19 protein-coding genes are annotated in these 19,544 nt (G+C 40.3%); 9 read left to right on the top strand and 10 right to left on the bottom strand.

The window, feature by feature from the left end; genetic code table 11:
• The first annotated feature begins 1 nt into the window (after position 1).
• The 3 genes from ftsA to lpxC all read left to right on the top strand — a co-directional run bounded on the left by ftsA (position 2) and on the right by lpxC (position 3,535).
• Entirely contained in the window at positions 2 to 1,237 is a 1,236-nt protein-coding gene (ftsA, locus tag IV514_RS09960; RefSeq protein WP_206485044.1) for a cell division protein FtsA, read from the top strand.
• 85 nt (positions 1,238 to 1,322) lie between these two features.
• The gene (gene ftsZ, locus IV514_RS09955; protein WP_206485042.1) at positions 1,323 to 2,486 is read left to right on the top strand and encodes a cell division protein FtsZ; all 1,164 of its coding nucleotides are present in this window, start codon (positions 1,323 to 1,325) and stop codon (positions 2,484 to 2,486) included.
• Positions 2,487 to 2,617: 131 nt separating this feature from the next.
• Positions 2,618 to 3,535 (top strand): UDP-3-O-acyl-N-acetylglucosamine deacetylase, encoded by a 918-nt coding sequence (gene lpxC / locus IV514_RS09950; protein ID WP_206485041.1) that lies wholly within the window; start codon positions 2,618 to 2,620, stop codon positions 3,533 to 3,535.
• A gap of 51 nt (positions 3,536 to 3,586) precedes the next feature.
• Here lpxC and IV514_RS09945 read toward each other — a convergent pair whose 3' ends face one another.
• Positions 3,587 to 4,054: a DciA family protein gene (locus IV514_RS09945; RefSeq protein ID WP_241242273.1), complete on the bottom strand. Its 468-nt coding sequence runs from the start codon at positions 4,052 to 4,054 to the stop codon at positions 3,587 to 3,589.
• A 55-nt stretch (positions 4,055 to 4,109) separates the two neighbouring features.
• Here IV514_RS09945 and IV514_RS09940 point away from each other — a divergent pair, with 55 nt between their 5' ends.
• The 3 genes from IV514_RS09940 to mutT all read left to right on the top strand — a co-directional run bounded on the left by IV514_RS09940 (position 4,110) and on the right by mutT (position 8,276).
• Complete coding sequence (locus IV514_RS09940; protein WP_206485039.1) at positions 4,110 to 5,009, top strand: M23 family metallopeptidase; 900 nt, start codon at positions 4,110 to 4,112, stop codon at positions 5,007 to 5,009.
• 99 nt (positions 5,010 to 5,108) lie between these two features.
• The gene (gene secA, locus IV514_RS09935) at positions 5,109 to 7,808 is read left to right on the top strand and encodes a preprotein translocase subunit SecA (RefSeq protein WP_206485037.1); all 2,700 of its coding nucleotides are present in this window, start codon (positions 5,109 to 5,111) and stop codon (positions 7,806 to 7,808) included.
• 72 nt (positions 7,809 to 7,880) lie between these two features.
• Entirely contained in the window at positions 7,881 to 8,276 is a 396-nt protein-coding gene (gene mutT / locus IV514_RS09930) for an 8-oxo-dGTP diphosphatase MutT (RefSeq protein ID WP_206485035.1), read from the top strand.
• 68 nt (positions 8,277 to 8,344) lie between these two features.
• Here mutT and yacG read toward each other — a convergent pair whose 3' ends face one another.
• From yacG to IV514_RS09885, 9 genes are all read right to left on the bottom strand, one after another.
• On the bottom strand, positions 8,345 to 8,581 hold the full coding sequence (gene yacG, locus IV514_RS09925) for a DNA gyrase inhibitor YacG (protein WP_206485033.1): 237 nt from the start codon (positions 8,579 to 8,581) through the stop codon (positions 8,345 to 8,347).
• A gap of 64 nt (positions 8,582 to 8,645) precedes the next feature.
• A complete protein-coding gene (gene zapD / locus IV514_RS09920) occupies positions 8,646 to 9,392 on the bottom strand; it encodes a cell division protein ZapD (RefSeq protein WP_206485032.1) in 747 nt (248 codons plus the stop codon).
• Positions 9,393 to 9,480: 88 nt separating this feature from the next.
• Positions 9,481 to 10,086 (bottom strand): dephospho-CoA kinase, encoded by a 606-nt coding sequence (gene coaE / locus IV514_RS09915; RefSeq protein WP_206485030.1) that lies wholly within the window; start codon positions 10,084 to 10,086, stop codon positions 9,481 to 9,483.
• A gap of 10 nt (positions 10,087 to 10,096) precedes the next feature.
• Positions 10,097 to 10,960, bottom strand: a complete 864-nt coding sequence (locus tag IV514_RS09910; RefSeq protein WP_206485311.1) for an A24 family peptidase — start codon at positions 10,958 to 10,960, stop codon at positions 10,097 to 10,099.
• Between the two features lie 126 nt (positions 10,961 to 11,086).
• Positions 11,087 to 12,334, bottom strand: a complete 1,248-nt coding sequence (locus tag IV514_RS09905; protein WP_241242272.1) for a type II secretion system F family protein — start codon at positions 12,332 to 12,334, stop codon at positions 11,087 to 11,089.
• 18 nt (positions 12,335 to 12,352) lie between these two features.
• Positions 12,353 to 14,056: a type IV-A pilus assembly ATPase PilB gene (gene pilB / locus IV514_RS09900; protein WP_206485028.1), complete on the bottom strand. Its 1,704-nt coding sequence runs from the start codon at positions 14,054 to 14,056 to the stop codon at positions 12,353 to 12,355.
• Positions 14,057 to 14,188: 132 nt separating this feature from the next.
• Complete coding sequence (locus IV514_RS09895) at positions 14,189 to 14,623, bottom strand: prepilin-type N-terminal cleavage/methylation domain-containing protein (RefSeq protein WP_206485026.1); 435 nt, start codon at positions 14,621 to 14,623, stop codon at positions 14,189 to 14,191.
• A 270-nt stretch (positions 14,624 to 14,893) separates the two neighbouring features.
• A complete protein-coding gene (gene nadC, locus IV514_RS09890; RefSeq protein WP_206485025.1) occupies positions 14,894 to 15,793 on the bottom strand; it encodes a carboxylating nicotinate-nucleotide diphosphorylase in 900 nt (299 codons plus the stop codon).
• A gap of 34 nt (positions 15,794 to 15,827) precedes the next feature.
• Positions 15,828 to 16,358 carry a retropepsin-like aspartic protease gene (locus tag IV514_RS09885; protein WP_206485023.1) on the bottom strand — a complete coding sequence of 177 codons (531 nt, stop codon included), beginning with the start codon at positions 16,356 to 16,358 and terminating at the stop codon, positions 15,828 to 15,830.
• 66 nt (positions 16,359 to 16,424) lie between these two features.
• Between IV514_RS09885 and ampD the strand changes: the two genes are divergently transcribed.
• The 3 genes from ampD (at position 16,425) to pdhR (ending at position 19,541) form a co-directional block, all read left to right on the top strand.
• Positions 16,425 to 17,030: a 1,6-anhydro-N-acetylmuramyl-L-alanine amidase AmpD gene (gene ampD, locus IV514_RS09880; protein WP_206485021.1), complete on the top strand. Its 606-nt coding sequence runs from the start codon at positions 16,425 to 16,427 to the stop codon at positions 17,028 to 17,030.
• 339 nt (positions 17,031 to 17,369) lie between these two features.
• On the top strand, positions 17,370 to 18,248 hold the full coding sequence (gene ampE / locus IV514_RS09875; RefSeq protein ID WP_206485019.1) for a beta-lactamase regulator AmpE: 879 nt from the start codon (positions 17,370 to 17,372) through the stop codon (positions 18,246 to 18,248).
• Between the two features lie 540 nt (positions 18,249 to 18,788).
• Entirely contained in the window at positions 18,789 to 19,541 is a 753-nt protein-coding gene (gene pdhR / locus IV514_RS09870) for a pyruvate dehydrogenase complex transcriptional repressor PdhR (protein WP_206485309.1), read from the top strand.
• The last annotated feature ends 3 nt before the right edge of the window (positions 19,542 to 19,544 follow it).

Genomic DNA, 19,544 nt, shown 5'->3' with positions numbered 1-19,544 from the left:
AATGGCAAAAGTTAATGAAAGAAACCTCGTTGTAGGTTTAGATATTGGCACTTCGAAAATATCGGTTGCGGTAGGTGAAATTACGCCTGATAACCAACTAAGTATTGTTGGTGTCGGGAATCAGCCAGCGCGAGGAATGGATAAGGGCGGAGTCAATGATCTGAATTTAGTGATTCAGTCAATACAGCGTGCCATTAATGAAGCTGAACTTATGGCGGATTGTCATATTAGCTCTGTCTATTTGGGCATCTCAGGTAAGCATATCAGTTGTCAAAATGAAAATGGCATGGTGCCGATTAACGACAAAGAAGTGATCCAAGAAGATGTAGATAATGTCATTCATACCGCGCGCTCTGTGCCAATTTCGGCAGAACGAAGAATGCTGCATGTCTTGCCGCAAGAGTACTCCATTGATTGTCAGGATGGCATTAAAAGCCCTATTGGTATGTCAGGTGTGCGAATGGAAGCGAAAGTTCATATTGTCACTTGTGCTAATGATATGGCAAAAAACATTGTTAAGTGTGTTGAGCGCTGCGATTTAAAAGTCGATCAGTTAATTTTTTCCGCCCTAGCATCGAGCTATTCAATTTTAACCGATGATGAAAAAGAGCTGGGCATTTGTGTCGTTGATATGGGTGCCGGCACTATGGATATTGCCGTCTTTACGGGGGGGGCTTTACGTCATACCGCAGTGATCCCGGTAGCGGGTAATCAGGTGACTAGCGATATTGCTAAAATTTTTCGAACACCATTAAGCCACGCAGAAGATATAAAAGTGCAATATGCGTGTGCACTTCGTCAAATGGTGAGCATGGAAGAAAATATTGAAGTGCCGAGTGTTGGTGGACGCCCTGCTCGTTCGATGTCTCGTCACACCTTAGCAGAAGTTGTGGAACCGAGATATCACGAGTTATTTGAATTGATCCAAGAAGAATTGCGTGAAAGTGGTTTAGAAGATCAAATTGCGGCAGGTTATGTATTAACAGGTGGTACCTCGAAAATGGAAGGGGTGGTGGAATTTGCCGAAGATGTATTTCAAATGCCAGTGCGAATTGCAGTACCTCATGATGTTGCAGGGCTGAGAGAGTACGTTAACGATCCAACATACTCAACGGTAGTGGGATTATTACACTATGGCATGCAGGCAAGCGATCAAAGTAGCAATGATACTAAGTCGACAGAAGGTGTCGCAGGTATTGGTTCACGTATTTTGGCGTGGTTTAAAGGCGAATTTTAAAATTTATGGGTAAGTAACACTTACTTGTATTTGGTAGAGCAAGAAGTTTTGGTGGAACAAAACGATAATAATCGGAGAGAGAAAAATGTTTGAATTAATGGAAGATCATAACGAAGAAGCGGTAATTAAAGTCATAGGTGTTGGCGGCGGTGGCGGTAATGCCGTTGAACATATGGTGAGCCAGACCATTGAAGGCGTCGAATTTATTACGGCAAATACAGACTCACAGGCATTACGTAATTCATCGGCGAATGTGACTTTACAGTTAGGCAGTGATGTCACCAAAGGTTTAGGTGCGGGTGCTAACCCTGAAATTGGACGCCGCAGCGCTGAAGAAGACAGAGAGACCATCAAAGAAACCTTACAAGGTGCTGACATGGTATTTATCGCTGCTGGTATGGGTGGAGGCACTGGTACTGGTGCTGCGCCTGTTGTTGCGGAAGTTGCCAAAGAAATGGGGATTTTAACTGTCGCGGTTGTGACGAAGCCATTCCCATTTGAAGGTAAAAAACGTATGAACTATGCTGAGCAAGGCATCGACTTCTTAGCTAAAAGTGTTGACTCATTAATCACTATCCCAAATGAAAAGTTATTAAAAGTATTAGGTCCAGGCACATCGTTACTCGATGCATTCAAAGCCGCCAACAATGTTTTGCTAGGTGCGGTACAAGGTATTGCTGAACTTATTACTCGTCCAGGTCTTATTAATGTGGATTTTGCTGATGTGCGCACTGTGATGTCAGAAATGGGCACGGCAATGATGGGCTCAGGTTTAGCATCAGGTGAAGATCGTGCTGAAGAAGCGGCTGAAGCTGCAATTTCAAGCCCATTATTGGAAGACGTTGACTTAGCTGGCGCACGCGGCATTCTTGTTAATATCACTGCGGGCATGGATATTAGTATTGATGAATTTGAAACGGTTGGTAATGCTGTTAAAGCCTTTGCCTCAGAAAATGCTACTGTGGTTGTCGGTGCAGTGATTGATCCTGAAATGACAGAAGACTTACGTGTAACGGTTGTAGCTACAGGTATTGGTGCTGAGCGTAAACCAGATATCACGTTAGTTAACCCAACACCTGCGGTAGAACCTATTGCCGTGGGACAAGAGTTTATAACTAATGCGCAGCCTGAACCAAGTACTCAGTCAGTTGTCTCACCTGAATCAATCAGAGAAGCCCAAACTGTGTCACAAGAAAGCCTTGATGAGTATTTGGATATCCCTGCGTTTTTAAGAAAACAGGCTGACTAAGGATTAATTTGAAATTAATTTAAAAGCTACAAGCTGAGGTTTTGATTTTGTTAGGCTTTTTTGCTATATTATGCGCCCGCCGATTTCAGGCGTGCTATTTATAGTGGAATATAGGCTTAAGAAGGCTATTTATGATTAAACAATGTACAATTAAAGAGCAAGTATCAGCCGTAGGGGTTGGTTTACATAAAGGTGAAAAGGTGCAGATCACTCTCCGTCCTGCGCCTGCAAACACAGGTATTGTGTTTCGCCGTGTAGACCTTGATCCCGTTGTTGATATTAAAGCGACACCTGATGCCGTTGGTGAAACAACTTTATGTACCTGTTTAGTGAATGAACAAGGTGTACAGATTTCCACCGTCGAGCACTTGTTATCTGCATTAGCAGGCTTAGGTATTGATAATTTGATTATCGATGTAGATTCCCCTGAGATTCCAATTATGGATGGTAGTGCCTTACCGTTTGTTTATTTAATACAATCGGTAGGTATTGAAACTTTAAATGCGGCTAAACGCTTTATTCGCATCAAACAACCTATTCGGGTTGAAGAAGGTGATAAGTGGGCGGAATTAACGCCGCATCAAGGCTTTAAAGTTAATTTTGTTATCGACTTTGAACATCCTGTGATCGCTAATACTTGTCAATCGATGACCATGGACTTATCGAGCTGCTCATTTATTAAAGAAATTAGCCGTGCTCGTACGTTCGGTTTTATGCGTGATATTGAATTTTTACGCTCACACAATTTAGCTCTGGGCGGAAGCTTAGAAAATGCGATTGTGTTAGATGAATATCGAATGCTAAATAAAGACGAATTACGTTACGATGATGAATTTGTTAAACACAAAATTCTTGATGCCATTGGTGACTTATACATGTGCGGACACAGCATATTAGGGCAATTAAATGCCTATAAGTCGGGACATGGCGTGAATAATTTATTGTTGCGTGAAGTATTTAAGCAAACTGATGCGTGGGAATGGGTGAGTTATGAAGATGACACCGTTTCTCCGATTGAATTTCAGGAAGTTAGTGCGTCAAACTTTTAATCGCGACATATCTGAACATTAAAACCAGCAATATTGCTGGTTTTTTTATGGCTATTTCTTCGCTAATCGGGCTAATTGTTGTAGTTTTCGTTTCAAACTTTCTGGCGCATTCTCTGCCACTTCATTTAATTGTTTAGCGGTTTTACTTGAGATAAATTGTGTTTTTGCTTCGGGCGTTTGTTGATTAATTGGTGCTTGCTTATTGCGGTATGGTGAGACCTTAATTTCAATCTGATTAAAATCATTATTAGTCGCTTGGGCAAGTTGCTGACAAATCTTCATGCGTTCGAACTGGAGCCGTTGTCCCCAGATACTTGATATCACTTCAATGATGATGCAATTTTGACGAAAATTACCAATATGCCATACTTCTGCTGGCAGGTCGGGGCAAGTTTGTCGTACAATGTCAGCTAACAAAGTTAAAGAGTTGGTTTTTGCTGCAATTTGTGCCAAAGTGCCTGACGAAGATTTTAGCAAGTGGGATGCATCTATAGGATTTTTAGTTTTTCTTGCCATCATTCAACCAGCTAGTAATTAAGCGTATCAATTACTAACAATACCATAAAAGAGTATTATGAGTTTAACATTACTGTATCGTGGAAAAAACGTTAGATTTTCAATGAAATTAAATAAGTTTCATTGGATTTCTGCGATCACGGTATTTGCTATTATATCAGGGTTTATTGTCCATCTGATCATGTCAGCTGACGCTAAGCCTGAAAATTTGCGCTACTCAGTAACGCAATCACCTGAACAATCAAATGAAACTGGCACGGTTAATCAACAACAAGTATTAGCTTTGACCATGAAACTGGCGGAGCTACAGAGCCAAGTATTGAGGTTAAATGCCTTAGGGGATCGTTTAGCCGACGAAGCAAATATACCCGAAAAAGAGTTTAATTTTCATCAAGCGCCACCTAGTGGCGGGCCAATGACTCAGCATTTGAGTGAGCAAAAATCACTCGATGAATTGTTAGTAGAGATAGCAAAAGTCGAAAAAACGCTAGAAATTGAAGAAAAGCAGTTAACTATGCTTGAATCTCTTACATTGGGTCACTATATAGAAAATACGAGTTATTTATCTGGACGACCAATTACTAAAGGTTGGTTATCTTCATATTTTGGTACCAGAAAAGATCCTTTCACTGGTCGCCCTGCGACTCATAAAGGGGTTGATTTTGCTGGCAAAGAAGATTCAGAAATAATCACTACCGCAGCAGGTGTTGTTACTTGGGCGGGTGATCGCTACGGTTATGGTAAATTAATTGAAATTAATCATGGCAAAGGGCTTAAAACTCGCTATGGTCACAATAAGAAAATATTGGTAAAAGTGGGTGACGTGGTAAGTAAAGGGCAGGTAATTGGACGAATGGGGAGTACAGGACGTTCAACAGGCCCACACGTACACTATGAAATTTTGCGAAATAATACGCAAATTAATCCAATAAAGTATGTCTATCGCAAAGCTAAATAGCACACGATAAATGATATTTTTTTGTGATCGGCTTCGGCCGATCACTTTTATTTTAAAGCAGCAGTTTTCTGCTACTCATTTTTAGATGGTTTAAATAAGATGTTTGTAAAGTTAATGACAAAGTTGTTTGGTAGTCGTAATGATCGATTACTCAAACAGATGGGCAAAGAAGTAACAAAAATAAATGCTCTAGAACCGGTATTAGAAGCCTTAAGTGATGACGAGTTAAAAGCAAAAACTGCTGAATTTAAAGAACGTATTGCCAATGGAGAAACTTTAGATAGTTTATTACCAGAAGCATTTGCCGTCGTACGTGAAGCGAGTAAGCGTGTCTTTGGTATGCGCCACTTCGATGTACAGATGATCGGCGGTATGGTGCTTAACGATGGCAAAATTGCTGAAATGAGAACGGGTGAGGGTAAAACTCTTACGGCAACACTACCTTCATATTTAAATGCTTTAACGGGTAAAGGTGTACATGTCATCACAGTTAATGACTACTTAGCCCGCCGTGATGCTGATTGGGCAAGACCATTATTTGAATTTTTGGGCTTAACGGTTGGCTGTAATATTCCTGGTTTGAGCCCACAAGATAAGCAAGCAGCTTATCAAGCGGATGTTACATACGGTACTAACAACGAGTTTGGCTTTGATTATTTACGCGATAATATGGCGTTCTCACCAGAAGAGCGAGTACAGCGCCCATTACACTTTGCGGTTGTCGATGAAGTCGATTCAATATTAATTGATGAAGCGCGTACTCCATTGATCATCTCCGGTGCAGCAGAAGATAGCTCTGAGCTATATAAAAAGATCAATGCCATTGTGCCGAGTTTAGACTTGCAAAATGAAGAAGATAAAGAAGAAGAAGTTGGTCAAAAAGAAGACTTTGTTGAAGGTGACTACACCATAGATGAGAAAGCCAAGCAAATATATCTTACTGAACGTGGTCAGATACGTATCGAAGAGATCATGAATGAGCAAGGTTTAATTGAAGATGGCGATTCATTATTTTCAGCGGGTAACATCACTTTACTACATCATGTGATGGCGGCATTACGCGCCCATAAATTGTTCCAAAAAGATGTCGATTATATCGTTAAAGATGGCGAAATTGTGATCGTTGATGAGCATACCGGTCGTACCATGGAAGGTCGTCGTTGGTCAGAAGGTTTACACCAAGCTGTGGAAGCAAAAGAAGGGGTAGATATTCAAAATGAAAACCAAACATTGGCCTCTATTACTTTCCAGAACTTCTTCCGTATCTATGAAAAACTGTCAGGTATGACAGGTACTGCAGACACTGAAGCGTTTGAGTTTAATCATATTTATGGTTTGGAAACGGTGGTTATTCCAACTAACCAACCGATGATCCGTAAAGATTTACCCGATTTAATTTATCTTACCGCAGAAGAAAAATTTGAAGCGATTTTAGAAGATATACAAGATTGTGTAGAACGTGGTCAGCCGGTATTGGTTGGTACGATCAGCATTGAAACCTCTGAATTTTTATCTTCTTACCTGAAGAAAGCCAAGATTAAGCATAAGGTATTGAATGCTAAGTTCCATCAGCAGGAAGCCGAGATTGTTGCTGATGCCGGTAAGATTGGCGCGGTGACTATAGCAACAAACATGGCCGGACGTGGTACCGATATCGTGTTAGGCGGTAATTTTGATGCCATTGTTGCTAAGTTAAAAAATCCAACAGAAGAAAATATCGCTAAAGCAAAAGAAGCGTGGCAAGAAGAGCACAATAAGGTGTTGGAGTTAGGTGGTTTACATATTGTAGCTACTGAACGACATGAATCCCGCCGTATCGATAATCAGTTGCGTGGTCGTTCTGGTCGTCAAGGTGATGCTGGTTCAACGCGTTTTTATCTATCCATGGAAGATGGTTTAATGCGGATTTTTGCTTCAGAACGTATTACCAATATGATGCGTAAGTTAGGCATGGAACGTGGTGAAGCCATCGAGCATCCTTGGGTAACCAAGAGTATCGAGAATGCTCAACGTAAAGTAGAGGGTCGAAACTTTGATATTCGTAAGCAATTGCTGGAATATGACGATGTCTCAAATGATCAACGTAAAGTCATTTATGAGCAACGTAATGAGTTAATGGACGAATCAGACATTAAAGACGTGATCAGTGCAATTCGTGTAGACGTAGTTAATGGCATAATTGATCAACATATTCCGCCGCAATCTTTAGAAGAAATGTGGGACATTCCTGGGCTTGAAGAGCGTATTAAGGGTGATTTGGCAATCGAAATGCCGATTGCGCAATGGCTTGAACAAGACAGTAAATTACATGAAGAGCCCTTACGTGAAAAAATTCTTGAGCGGGTTGAGCAAGAATACGAAGCGAAGGAAGAAATGGTCGGTGCTGATGTGCTACGCCAGTTTGAAAAAGCAGTGATGTTACAAAGCTTAGACTCTCATTGGAAAGAACATTTAGCGGCGATGGACCACCTTCGTCAAGGTATTCATTTACGTGGCTATGCACAAAAGAATCCGAAGCAAGAGTTCAAGCGTGAGTCATTTGAATTATTCTCAGAATTATTGGAAAATCTTAAATATGATGTGATTGGCATTTTAAGTAAGGTGAAGATCCGTGAGGAATCGGATGTTGAAGCAGTTGAAGAACAACATCGCAAAGCCGAAGATGTGCCAAAAGAATATACGCACGAGTCATCTGAGAACCCTACAGCACAGCAACAAATGCCTCGCGTAGGAAGAAATGAACCTTGCCCTTGCGGTTCTGGTAAGAAATATAAACAATGTCATGGTAAGTTGACCTAACTAAACCATCCAGATTTCACTTCATAATGCCAATCAATTGATTGGCATTATTTTTTGGGAGTAGCTATTAAAATGAAACAAGTGCATGTGGCTGTTGGTGTCATTGTCTCAAATCATCAGTTTTTTTTAACCAAACGACTTGATCACGCGCATCAGGGAGGTAAGTGGGAGTTTCCTGGCGGCAAGGTAGAGCAAGGCGAAACTGTGGCTCAAGCGCTTGCTAGAGAGCTTAAAGAAGAAGTTGCCATAGACGTATTAGCTTGTACAGAATTAATGAAAATTTCTCATGACTATGGCGATAAACAAGTGCTGCTCGATGTGTATTTAGTAGATAATTTTTCTGGCGAGCCGAATGCGCAAGAAGGTCAGCAACAAGGATGGTTTGCTCTAGAAGAGTTATCGAAAATTGACTTTCCAGCTGCGAATGAAGCGATAGTCGCTAAAATAAAGGCCTACTATACGACCTAATTCCATTGGTATAAACACAGTCAAAACTCGATTGCTAAGCTTCAAAGAGCATCCGACGAATTACTTGGTTATTCTGACTCAACAAAGAACTTATTGTGTTGTAAAAATTGTTCTTCAAGCGCGTCAAGCATCTCTTCATTCAGTTCGACATCTTTTTGCATCGGTTGAGATATCTTGTGATTTTCTTCTGCCCAATCACCTAAATCAATCAACTGACAACGTTTGCTGCAAAAGGGTCTAAATTCATTTTCGACTTGCCAGATTATTTGTTTTTCACAAGTGGGACAGGAAACTTTTAAGGTCATATTAATGCTTAATCTAATGTGTTATTGGTTGCTATTATAAAAAATGACGAGCTGTGATACCAGATCAACAGCGAGCAATTTGAAACTGTATCGGTTGATCACAATATTTTCGCCCTGATTCTTGGCAAGGCATCATAAAGCGAATTGAATAGCGAAAACGATTACCACTTACCGTTGGATAATAATGGGCGTTGCTATCGACTTTGATGCGGAGTAGAAAAATACCTTCACCTGTGTCTTGATAAAAACCTTTTTCGGTATATATGGTTTCAAACTCAGCACGTTGGCGTAAAAACTTCAATACTAAAGCTAATGCACTAAATATCTGATCGAGTTGAGATAACCACATCGCTACATCAGCTTTAATGGTGTCAATGGGTTGATTTAACCAATATTTAAGCTGAGGTACATCAAAGCTGGCAGTGCCGCCTTGCATGGCATAACGTTGCTTAAGACCCGTTAAAAACTTATCTTCTTTTAGTTGTGTCCATTGTTGGGTCGGTGATTTAAGAAGGCAGAGTAGGGAAACTGTTTCTTTAATATTTTCTTCTAAGGCTTGATCGTCAATTTCGGGTGAACGCGACCATAGCACCAGATTTTGTTCTAATTTTTCGAGATCTTTTATCAGTACTCCGCGAATATCATTACGCTCTAAAGTATCAATAATGGCGAACAGAGCTGAAAAAAACACTTGCTGGCTCAGTTCAATATTAGATGAAAAACAGTCACTCGCCTGAGCATAAAGTTGCTCGAGTTTTAAGTAGCTTCTGATACGCTCGTTGAGCGGATGTTCATATAATACTGTTGACATGATCCACAAATAAATCTACTAGTTGCGACTATCTTACCTAGTGCAATACTAAATGGCTAATTTTTTTATAAATTAGTGTAATAGTTTGCTATTTAGCGGCAAGATTCTGGTATTTAGCGTTAAGTTGTACCACTTGCTGTTTTGCTTGTGACAGATCTGCAGACTCATTTTCGATAATATCATCGGCTAAGCTTAAGCGTTGTTCGCGGGATATTTGACTGGCGATGATCGCTTCAACTTGTTGTTGATTAACACTGTCACGTTTCGTGGTTCGTGCTATTTGGCTAGCTGGGCTAACGTCAATGACTAAATTTCTGTTGGTAATTTCATTGAGCTTATTTTCGAATAGTAGAGGAGCCGATAAAATACAGTAATCACCAGAGCATTGGGTTAATGCGGCTAAGATATCTTGGCGTATAATGGGGTGCATTAACTGGTTTAGCCATGCTTTTTCCTGTGCATCGTGGAAGATTTTTTCCCTTAATAGCGCACGATTAAGTTCGCCATTTTCCAGTAATATTTCTTTGCCAAAATGTTGAGCAATTTTTTCTAGCGCGGGTTTGCCTTTTGCTACTACTTCACGGGCAATGATGTCGGCATCAACCACAGTCACGCCCAATTGTTCAAAAAAGCGAGAAATAGTGGTTTTTCCGCTACCTATTCCGCCTGTTAATCCAACTATATAATTTGCCATATTTGACCGATTAAACCAGTAGGTTGAGGTACCACTGCCAAATACCCTCACCCCATATTAAGCAAATCCAACCTGCGATGGCAAGGTATGGGCCGAATGGGATCGCCTGTTCACGCTGATGCCCTTTAAAGAGCATTAGGGTAATACCAATGATGGCACCGACAGCAGATGACATTAAAATCATTAAGGGTAATAATTGCCAACCAAACCAAGCACCAAAAACGGCTAGTAACTTAAAGTCACCATGGCCCATGCCTTGTTTGCCGGTGAGCAGTTTAAACAGCCACATGACCGAATAAAGGCTCATATAACCTGCTACCGCACCAATAACAGCCGTTTCAATTGGAACGATTAAGCCATTGAGATTAATTAACAGTCCTAACCATAATAATGGGTAAGTGAATTGATCGGGCAGTAACATATGATCAAAGTCGATCATCGTGAGGCAAATTAGCCCCCAAGTTAACAGCAATACATAGAGTGTTAGTTGGCTCACGCCATAATGATGCGCCACAATTACACTTAATACTGCGGTTGCTGCTTCAATTAAAGGGTAGCGCATTGAAATGCCTTGTTGGCATTGACTACATTTGCCTTTTAACACTAGCCAGCTAATGACTGGGATATTCTCATAAAAACGTATCTTGTGACCACAATGAGGGCAGGTGGAATCTGGTTTTGATAAGGTTAGAGGCTGATATTTTTTAGCGGGTATATCTTTGACTTCTTCGGCTAAAAACTCGCGGCAGTCTTGATACCATTCTTGCTCTAGCATCTTGGGAAAACGGTAAATGACAACATTTAAAAAACTGCCAATAGCTAGGGAGAGTATGAAAATAGAAAGGTAAAAACTGAACGGATAAAGTTCAAACATGGTAAGGGTATTGGCTAACACGACAACCTACTTAATAAGTAAAATAAATACACTGTGCTCTAAATGAGCGCAGTGTACAAAGCTAAGTTAATAAAGTTACAAACAACCGATAAAACTGCAGTATTGTTATACCACCATACCAATTTGGAAAATAGGTAAGTACATAGCAACAATGAGACCCCCGATAACCACACCTAACACTGCCATGATCATCGGCTCAAGTAATGCGGTTAAGTTATCAACGGCATCATCTACTTGGCGCTCATAGACATTAGCCACTTTGGCAAGCATATCATCTACCGCACCAGATTCTTCACCAATCGCGACCATTTGAATGACCATATCGGGGAAAATATTACAGTTACGCATGGCCAAATTCATTTGCATCCCCGAGGTAACTTCAGCACGAATTTCTAATATCGCATCACGAAAGACGGCATTACCTGATGCGCCTGCGGCTGACTCTAACGCATCAGGTAACGGGACACCGGCAGCAAAGGTGGTGGATAAGGTACGGGCATAGCGGGCTACAGCGGCCTTTTTTAAAATATCACCCACAACTGGCAGTTTCAAAATTTGTTTATCAACACTGTCGCGGACGTTTTGACTGTTACGGTGGGCGCGTCTAAATAAAAATCCGGCGGCAAATAATACCCCTAATGCAATATACCAATAAGATTGCATTACATCTGAAATCGCCAGTACTAACAAAGTAAAAGCAGGTAATTCGGCGCCAAAACTGTCAAAAATATCTTTAAATACCGGTACCACAAAAATAAGTAATACGGAGGTGACAATTGCAGCAATAACCATAACAGCAATAGGGTAGGTCAGCGCTTTTTTAATTTTGGCTTTTAACGCTTCGGCTTTTTCTTTGTAGGTGGCGATCCGGTCATAAATGGTTTCTAACGCGCCAGATTGCTCACCCGATTGTACTAAATCACAATAAAGACCATCAAAATACAGTGGATGTTCTCTTAAACATTCTGATAGTGGAATACCTGATTGTAGTTTATTGCCAATATCTGACAGCATTTTTTGCATTTTGCCATTATTATGGCCTTTACCGATCATTTCAATGGTTTGTACTAAAGGTACGCCAGCACCTAACATGGTGGCGATTTGGCGAGTAATGGTGGCAATATCTGCTTGAGTGATGGCTTTATCGCCGCCTAAACCGAATAATGGCTTAGGCTTTTTCTTAACTCGCCCAGGAGTAACGCCTTGTTTACGTAATTGCGCTTTAAGCTCTATCATGCTGGCAGCAGAGAGTTCACCGCTAACTTTTTTACCCTTACGGTTAACCCCTTGCCATTGAAATACGTCTAATGCTTTTGGTGCTATCACTTTTGCTTTGCTTGCCGAAACTGCCATATTCTACCCTATGTAAAGTTAGCTGCTAGTCACTCGGTTAATCTCTTCCAGGCTGGTCATACCCTGCATTGCCTTTTTAAGACCAGATTGCCTTAAGTTATCATAGCCTTCTTTTTGACATTGTGTCGCAATATCAAGCGAATTACCACCTTCCATAATAATGCTGGCAACGTTTTGACTGAGCTTGATCACTTCGTAAATACCAACTCGCCCTTTATAACCACCTGTACATTGATCACAGCCTACTGGTTTATATAAGGTAAATTGGCCAATTAATTCAGCAGGGAAACCCTGATTAATTAACTCAGCTTCAGGCACTTCTTCTTCTTCACGGCATTGAGTACATAAACGTCTGGCTAATCGTTGGGCAATAATAATACTAACAGAGCTGGCGACATTATAGGCTGGTACGCCCATATTCAGTAATCGGGTTAAGGTTTCGGCGGCAGAGTTGGTATGTAAGGTGGATAATACTAAGTGTCCGGTTTGTGCGGCCTTAATGGCAATTTCTGCCGTTTCTAAATCACGTATCTCACCGACCATGACAATATCGGGGTCTTGACGAAGAAATGAGCGTAGTGCACTCGGGAAAGTTAGCCCTGCTTTGGTGTTTATTTGTACCTGATTGATGCCCTCAAGGTTTATCTCTACCGGATCTTCTGCGGTGGAAATATTTCGCTCAGGGGTGTTTAGAATATTTAAACCGGTATACAAAGAAACAGTTTTACCTGAGCCGGTAGGTCCTGTCACCAGTATCATACCTTGGGGTTGTGCTAAGGCATCCATATAAATTTTCTTTTGCTCAGGTTCATAACCTAGCATATCTATGCCTAACATGGCACTGGAAGAATCGAGTATCCGCATTACTATTTTCTCGCCCCACATGGTAGGTAGGGTAGAAACACGAAAATCGATCGATTTGCGTTTAGATAACGCGAGTTTGATGCGACCATCTTGCGGAATACGGCGCTCGGCAATATCAAGTTTAGACATTACTTTTAAACGTGCCGCCATGCGTGATGCTAAGGCGATCGGCGGTTTGGCGACTTCGGTTAAAATACCATCAACACGAAAACGAATGCGATAGGCTTTCTCATAAGGTTCAAAATGTAAATCTGACGCGCCTTTTTTAATGGCATCAAGTAATATTTTGTTAATATAAACAACGATTGGCGCATCTTCTTTATCGCCACTGACGGGATCATCTTCTTTTCTTTCTTCTTGTACATCGATGCCGGATAATTCTTCGGTATCCATGTCAGAGATATCTAAGGCGTCACTTTCTTCTTCTAAGACTTTTTCTATACACTTATGGAGCCCTTGCTCATTGGTGAGCACCAATTCAGTGGAATAGCCGGTATTAAATTGTATTTCTTCTAGGGCATCAAGGTTAGTAGGATCTGACATGGCAACAAACAACACTTTACCCCGTAAAAATAGCGGCAGCGCATTATGTTTGCGGATCAGCTTTTCATTGCGAATGCCTTCAGGCACTAAGCTGGTATCAAATTGTTTTAAATCGATTAACGGATAACCAAAACTGCGGGCAAGAATATTGGCAATATGGTGGGCATCAAACTTTTTATCTTCAACCAAGTATTGTACAAAAGGCTTTTTTTGCTGGATAAAATCGGCACTGATTTTATCCACCATATCAGTGGGGACAATATTATGTTTCGATAATGCTGATAACACACTGGATTGTTGGTGAAGTCCTTTCATAACACCTTGAATAAACTATGTTCTGTGTAAAATAAGTGTAACCTAAACTTGAATGAAAAGACAAAGTTTCTATTTATTTGTCAAAAAAAAAGCCCTAAATAGGGCTTTTTTTTTATAATAGGGTCAATTAAATTAACAAATACCTGCAGCTACACATGTTGATGCAGTAGTATCTACAGCCCAAGTAACATTTCCTGCTGCAGTTAATGTAGGTTCGATTTCATAAATATAACTGCTACCCCCAGCTGTTGCTGTAACTTGAATTACACCATCAGTTACTGAAATTGCAGTTATAATACCTGACGCTGCTGGTGTGGCAATACCATTGCTACCAGCTGAGCAGCCTGTTACTGTATCTAACCTTTGAGCACAAACTTCTACTGCAGCTTTAGGTCCACTTGTTGCTAGAACTGCTTCTGAAAATTCTGCTTTCGCTGTATATGTTTGATAAGCAGGCAAGGCGACTGCTGCCAAAATACCGATGATCGCTACTACGATCATTAATTCAATTAGGGTAAAACCTTTGTTAGTTTTTGCTGTTGCTAAGTTTTGTAGTGTCTTTTTCATAGTAAAAATTCCATATGTTTTTACGGGGGCTGAATTTATACTGCGACAAAAATTAGCAAATGTAAAATTTTGTGATGCATTTTTTTTAATTTTTCGTCTTTTAGCTATTTTTTCAACAAAATCAGCTGGTTTGTTAACAGTTTATTAACCTTTGTTAAAGGTTATTTAATAGCCGATACAAGTATTTAACAGTTAAGCATTGAATTGACTATCGAAGACTATACAGCAGTTATTGAATATCAATTACTGTGCTTTACGTTCTGTAATATCTTAGACAAAGCGCATTGAGAGATCTATGGCGTTAACATGCTTAGTTAAGGCACCCACAGAAATAAAGTCGACCCCTGTTTTTGCATAACGGGTGAGTGTGTCTAAGGTCATATTACCTGACACTTCCAGTTTAGTGTTGCCTTTGGCAATCTGCTGAGTAAGCGAGACTGCTTGTTCAATCATTTGTGGGGTAAAGTTATCAAGCATGATGATGTCAGCTTGTGCGTTTAATGCCTGAGTGAGCTCATCGATGCTTTCTACTTCTACTTCTACCGTTTTATCCGCATGATTTTTTCTGGCGGTATTTATAGCATTAGCAATACCGCCACATGCAGCAATATGATTCTCTTTAATTAGAAAGGCATCAAATAAACCGACTCTATGATTCACGCCGCCACCACATGTTACTGCGTATTTCTGTGCGCTGCGTAAACCGGGAATGGTTTTTCGGGTATCGAGTAATTTTGTACTGGTGCCTGCTAAGCATTCAACGTATTGACTGGTGGTCGTAGCGGTTGCTGATAAGCTTTGCAGGAAATTTAGTGCACTGCGCTCGCCTGTGAGTAGGATACGAGCATTGCCGGATAACTCAAACAAGGTGGTATTTGCTTTAACTGCTTGGCCATCTTGGACAAACCAAGTAATTTTTGTTGCCTCATCGCCTGTCAAATCATTGATATCATCAAGTTGTTTGAATACTTGGTTGACCCATTCAACGCCACAAATAATGCAATCATCTCGGCTGATGACATTGGCAACAGCCTTATGTTGTGCGGGAATTAATTTAGCTGTGATATCTTGTGCTTTAAGTAAGTCATTTTTATTATCTACACCTAAATCTTCACATAACGACCAAGTGACTGTTTGCTGAATATCGTTTAATAATTGTGGGGCGAGCATATTGGCTAATTCTCTATGGTTATTGCTAGTGACTTTACTGTTCTCGAAGGATCAGTTTTTTTCCTGATTGGGTAAATTCTACCTTTTTTAGGGCGCTCATGCCCAATAATATTTCATCAGACTTCATGCCTGGGTTGATACTAGCGCTGACATTGTAAAGGTAAAGGTTACCAATATTAAGTTGTGCGATTTGGGTTTGATAAACCCTGACATTACCGTTTGCTGTTTGGGCAATATGACTTCCCATACTCTTTAGTTGAAGTTGCTCGGCAATATGCACAGGGATTGAAACATTGGTGGCTCCGGTATCAAGTAAAAAAGTCACGGGCAGATCGTTGATATAACCTTGAGTGACATAATGACCTTGTCGATTTTGCATTAATACCACTTCACTTTTACCTGTACTGGTGAGTCGGTAATTGGGATCCTGGTTTGGATTCCATTGCTTTTCTAATAGCTCTTGAAAGAAAAATACCAGTAACCCTAACGTTAACAGCCAAGCGAACCAAATAAAATATTTGCCTAGTTGTAGGGTTTGATCGTTTTTATCTGTTGGTTCGCTCATGACTTTCATTCATCTGTGGCTCGCAGTATGATATTACCACTTGCCTTAAATTTATGCGGCTATTGTATGACAACTCAGCTTGAACGCTCAAATGTTTCTGAAAATTCTGCGCACTTAACCTTAATCGACGGCTGGTTGCAAGGTATCAAACATTGTCGCTCACCTCACTTTGATCACAGGGAGCCGGATGCTAGCCAGCATATTAGTTTATTGGTGATTCATAATATTTCATTACCAGCGGGACAATTCGGCCTACCTTATATTACCGATCTATTTTTGGGACGGTTGAACCTTGATGCTCATCCTAGTTTTAAAGACCTTGCTCAAGTAAGAGTTTCAGCACATTGCTTAATTCGTCGTGATGGTGAGATTATTCAATATGTTTCGTTTAATGACAGGGCTTGGCATGCTGGAATTTCTTGTTTTAATGGTAAAGAAAAATGTAATGATTATTCAATAGGGATAGAACTGGAAGGCACTGATGATATTCCTTATACTGAGCAGCAATATCAACAACTTAGTTTGTTAACTAATGTGCTTAGAGTAAATTATCCCAAAATAACGGATAATATTGTTGGTCATTGTGATATTGCACCTGGCAGAAAGACCGATCCTGGTGAGGCCTTTGATTGGGAGCTTTACCGGCAACTGATTGAGACTAGGGCGTGTTGATCTTTCAAGTTTGTTTTTGCAGCAGTTTGTTGTAGATTTATACAGGGCAGTGCTTTTGGTGTGTGGTTGTTCCACATGATAAAGCACTAAAGATTTTGTGCTCCTGCAAAATCACCTTACCCCACATCCATGTGGGGCAACATAGTAGAAATGACAACAAACGCTGCCTGAAAGGTTCGGTTAAAAGCGTTTTACTCTATGTTGTGAGGAGATTTACTTAGATGGCTAAGCGTCATTCCTCACGTCGCGTTTAAAACGCTTTTATCTCGAACAAAAATTAAACAGCAAAGATCAACACGCCCTAATAATGAATAGTTTGAAATTTAACGGATATAAATCATGAGTTTAATAAGTTTACTAATTGCTTTGGCTGCCGAGCGCTATTTTTCTTCTGCTACATGGCAGTTTAATGTGCATTTTACTCATTACAGTAAGTGGTTTAATCGCTTGCTTGGTGGAGCTAAATCAAAGCGTTCAACTATCATTAATATTGCTTTTATATTAACCCCTGTTATCGCGTGTTACTTTTTATTGCAATTAGTTGATGATGGTTTAGTGCACTTTCTCCTTTCTACTCTTATTTTAATTGCCTGTTTTGGTTGTATCAAAACACGAGACACTTATAAGCAATATTTACTCTGTGCCTTTCGCGGTGAGCAAACTAGCTGTGAAATGCATCATCAACAATTATTAGAAGATAAAAACTTACCGCAAATGAGCTTTGGTCAGATGCTCATTTGGCTTAATTACCGTTATTTTATTGCGATTATGCTCTTTTTTGTGGTGTTTGGCGCCCCAGGCGCATTAGCTTATCGGCTAGTGAGTAAAGTGGTAGAACAACAAGGGCAAAGTGAAACTGATAGCCAAGAATCAGCACCAGATCCGAGTACAAAATCGGCAGAGCAATTACAAGTAGAGCAGTTTAATTACCAACTACTGTTTTGGTTAGATTGGTTACCGGTGCGTATCGTTGCCTTTGGTTATATGTTGGTGGGTCACTTTTCTCGCGCGCTACCTGTCTGGTTAGAAAATTTATTCGACGTAGGAAAATTACCACATTTGATTTTGACTGAGGTTGCGCAAAAATCAGAAGATTTTATGGTTGATCAAGAAGATTGCACAGCAGAACCTTGTTTACTGGTACGACTTGCAAAGCGCACCTTATTACTTTGTTTAGCCCTTATCGCCTTGCTTATTTTAACTGGTGTGATGAGTTAGCCTTCTGCTTATCGTAAGCAAAGCAAGACTGCTTTGCTTACCTTTGTTTATGCACGTTTAAGCGTTTTTTATGCAAAATATCGCTTAATCACTATTGTTGATTTTATACCAATGGAAATAAATATTTAGCCAGTTCAGAGCTGTGTCATGGAAGTTAGAACAAAGCAAATTGATGCAGGTGTAGTCATTCTCCATCAAAGCAATTTGTAACGTTATCACTTTCATGACAAGCTCCCAAAGGGCGAGTTTAATAGGCTTATATGCTTACGTTATTGATTTTGACAAGGGAATAGCCATTCTCTGCAATCAATGCCTTGCCTATAAGCCTTTTAATTCTCGCTGAATGATCAAATCATTAATTCCATTGGTATTAGTCAATCTTATAGTTGTTTTTTTCAGCAACTGTTCTATGTTCTATTTACAATTAACCACTATTTTGCTATTTTTACATCACTTTTATTAATGGTAATACCAATTTACCAAGAGGTTTTTTCTCTTGGTTGTTGCTTAAAATATTGAATTTTTATGGTGCTTGACAACATTAAACAGCCAGTGAAACAAGCGAAACTTTCTGATGTGATTTTGTCGCAGTTAGAAGAGATGATCTTGGAAGGTAGCTTAAAAGCGGGTCAGAAATTACCAGCTGAACGCGAGTTGGCGAGTCAGTTTAATGTCTCTCGTCCGTCATTACGTGAAGCGATCCAAAAATTAGAAGCCAAAGGCTTAGTGACTCGTCGTCAAGGCGGCGGTACTTTTGTCAGCGAGCAGATTTTAAAAGGCTTTTCTGACCCTTTATTTGAATTAATGGCGCAAAGCAATGAATCTCAGTTTGATTTATTAGAATTTCGCCATGGTATTGAAGGCATGTCTGCTTATTATGCCGCGATGCGTGGCACGAAAGCTGATTTTGAAGAAATTCAACGTAAACATAATGCCATTGGTGAAGCACAGCTTGATAATGATTACCACCAAGAAGCTGAAGCGGTATTCGAGTTCTACCTTGCCATTTGTGGGGCTTCCCATAACGGAATAATTTTACATTTAGCACGCAGCATGGCGGCAATAGTCATTGATAATATTGAACAAAACCTGACGACACTTGCGCAACGTCCCGATGTATTTAGCAAAATAGCCGAATACCGTACCAATTTGATGGATGCCATTATTAGTGGCCAGCCGCAAAAAGCCTGGGGAGCAAGTCATCGTCATTTAGCTTTTATTGAAGAAGTATTGCTGAATTTAACAGAAGAGCAAAGCCGCATGGAGCGCTCGATGCGCAGAATGCAGAAGTAGAAA

This window comes from Thalassotalea sp. G2M2-11 (genome assembly GCF_017168195.1).
In the GTDB taxonomy this organism is placed as follows: Bacteria; Pseudomonadota; Gammaproteobacteria; order Enterobacterales; family Alteromonadaceae; genus Thalassotalea_E.
This window is presented reverse-complemented; position numbering and strand designations above follow the sequence as displayed.

Coding starts and splice junctions, on each gene's coding strand:
- ftsA (WP_206485044.1), top strand. CDS start 2: ATGGCAAAAGTTAATGAAAGAAACCTCGTTGTAGGTTTAGATATTGGC.
- ftsZ (WP_206485042.1), top strand. CDS start 1,323: ATGTTTGAATTAATGGAAGATCATAACGAAGAAGCGGTAATTAAAGTC.
- lpxC (WP_206485041.1), top strand. CDS start 2,618: ATGATTAAACAATGTACAATTAAAGAGCAAGTATCAGCCGTAGGGGTT.
- IV514_RS09945 (WP_241242273.1), bottom strand. CDS start 4,054: ATGATGGCAAGAAAAACTAAAAATCCTATAGATGCATCCCACTTGCTA.
- IV514_RS09940 (WP_206485039.1), top strand. CDS start 4,110: ATGAGTTTAACATTACTGTATCGTGGAAAAAACGTTAGATTTTCAATG.
- secA (WP_206485037.1), top strand. CDS start 5,109: ATGTTTGTAAAGTTAATGACAAAGTTGTTTGGTAGTCGTAATGATCGA.
- mutT (WP_206485035.1), top strand. CDS start 7,881: ATGAAACAAGTGCATGTGGCTGTTGGTGTCATTGTCTCAAATCATCAG.
- yacG (WP_206485033.1), bottom strand. CDS start 8,581: ATGACCTTAAAAGTTTCCTGTCCCACTTGTGAAAAACAAATAATCTGG.
- zapD (WP_206485032.1), bottom strand. CDS start 9,392: ATGTCAACAGTATTATATGAACATCCGCTCAACGAGCGTATCAGAAGC.
- coaE (WP_206485030.1), bottom strand. CDS start 10,086: ATGGCAAATTATATAGTTGGATTAACAGGCGGAATAGGTAGCGGAAAA.
- IV514_RS09910 (WP_206485311.1), bottom strand. CDS start 10,960: ATGTTTGAACTTTATCCGTTCAGTTTTTACCTTTCTATTTTCATACTC.
- IV514_RS09905 (WP_241242272.1), bottom strand. CDS start 12,334: ATGGCAGTTTCGGCAAGCAAAGCAAAAGTGATAGCACCAAAAGCATTA.
- pilB (WP_206485028.1), bottom strand. CDS start 14,056: ATGAAAGGACTTCACCAACAATCCAGTGTGTTATCAGCATTATCGAAA.
- IV514_RS09895 (WP_206485026.1), bottom strand. CDS start 14,623: ATGAAAAAGACACTACAAAACTTAGCAACAGCAAAAACTAACAAAGGT.
- nadC (WP_206485025.1), bottom strand. CDS start 15,793: ATGCTCGCCCCACAATTATTAAACGATATTCAGCAAACAGTCACTTGG.
- IV514_RS09885 (WP_206485023.1), bottom strand. CDS start 16,358: ATGAGCGAACCAACAGATAAAAACGATCAAACCCTACAACTAGGCAAA.
- ampD (WP_206485021.1), top strand. CDS start 16,425: ATGACAACTCAGCTTGAACGCTCAAATGTTTCTGAAAATTCTGCGCAC.
- ampE (WP_206485019.1), top strand. CDS start 17,370: ATGAGTTTAATAAGTTTACTAATTGCTTTGGCTGCCGAGCGCTATTTT.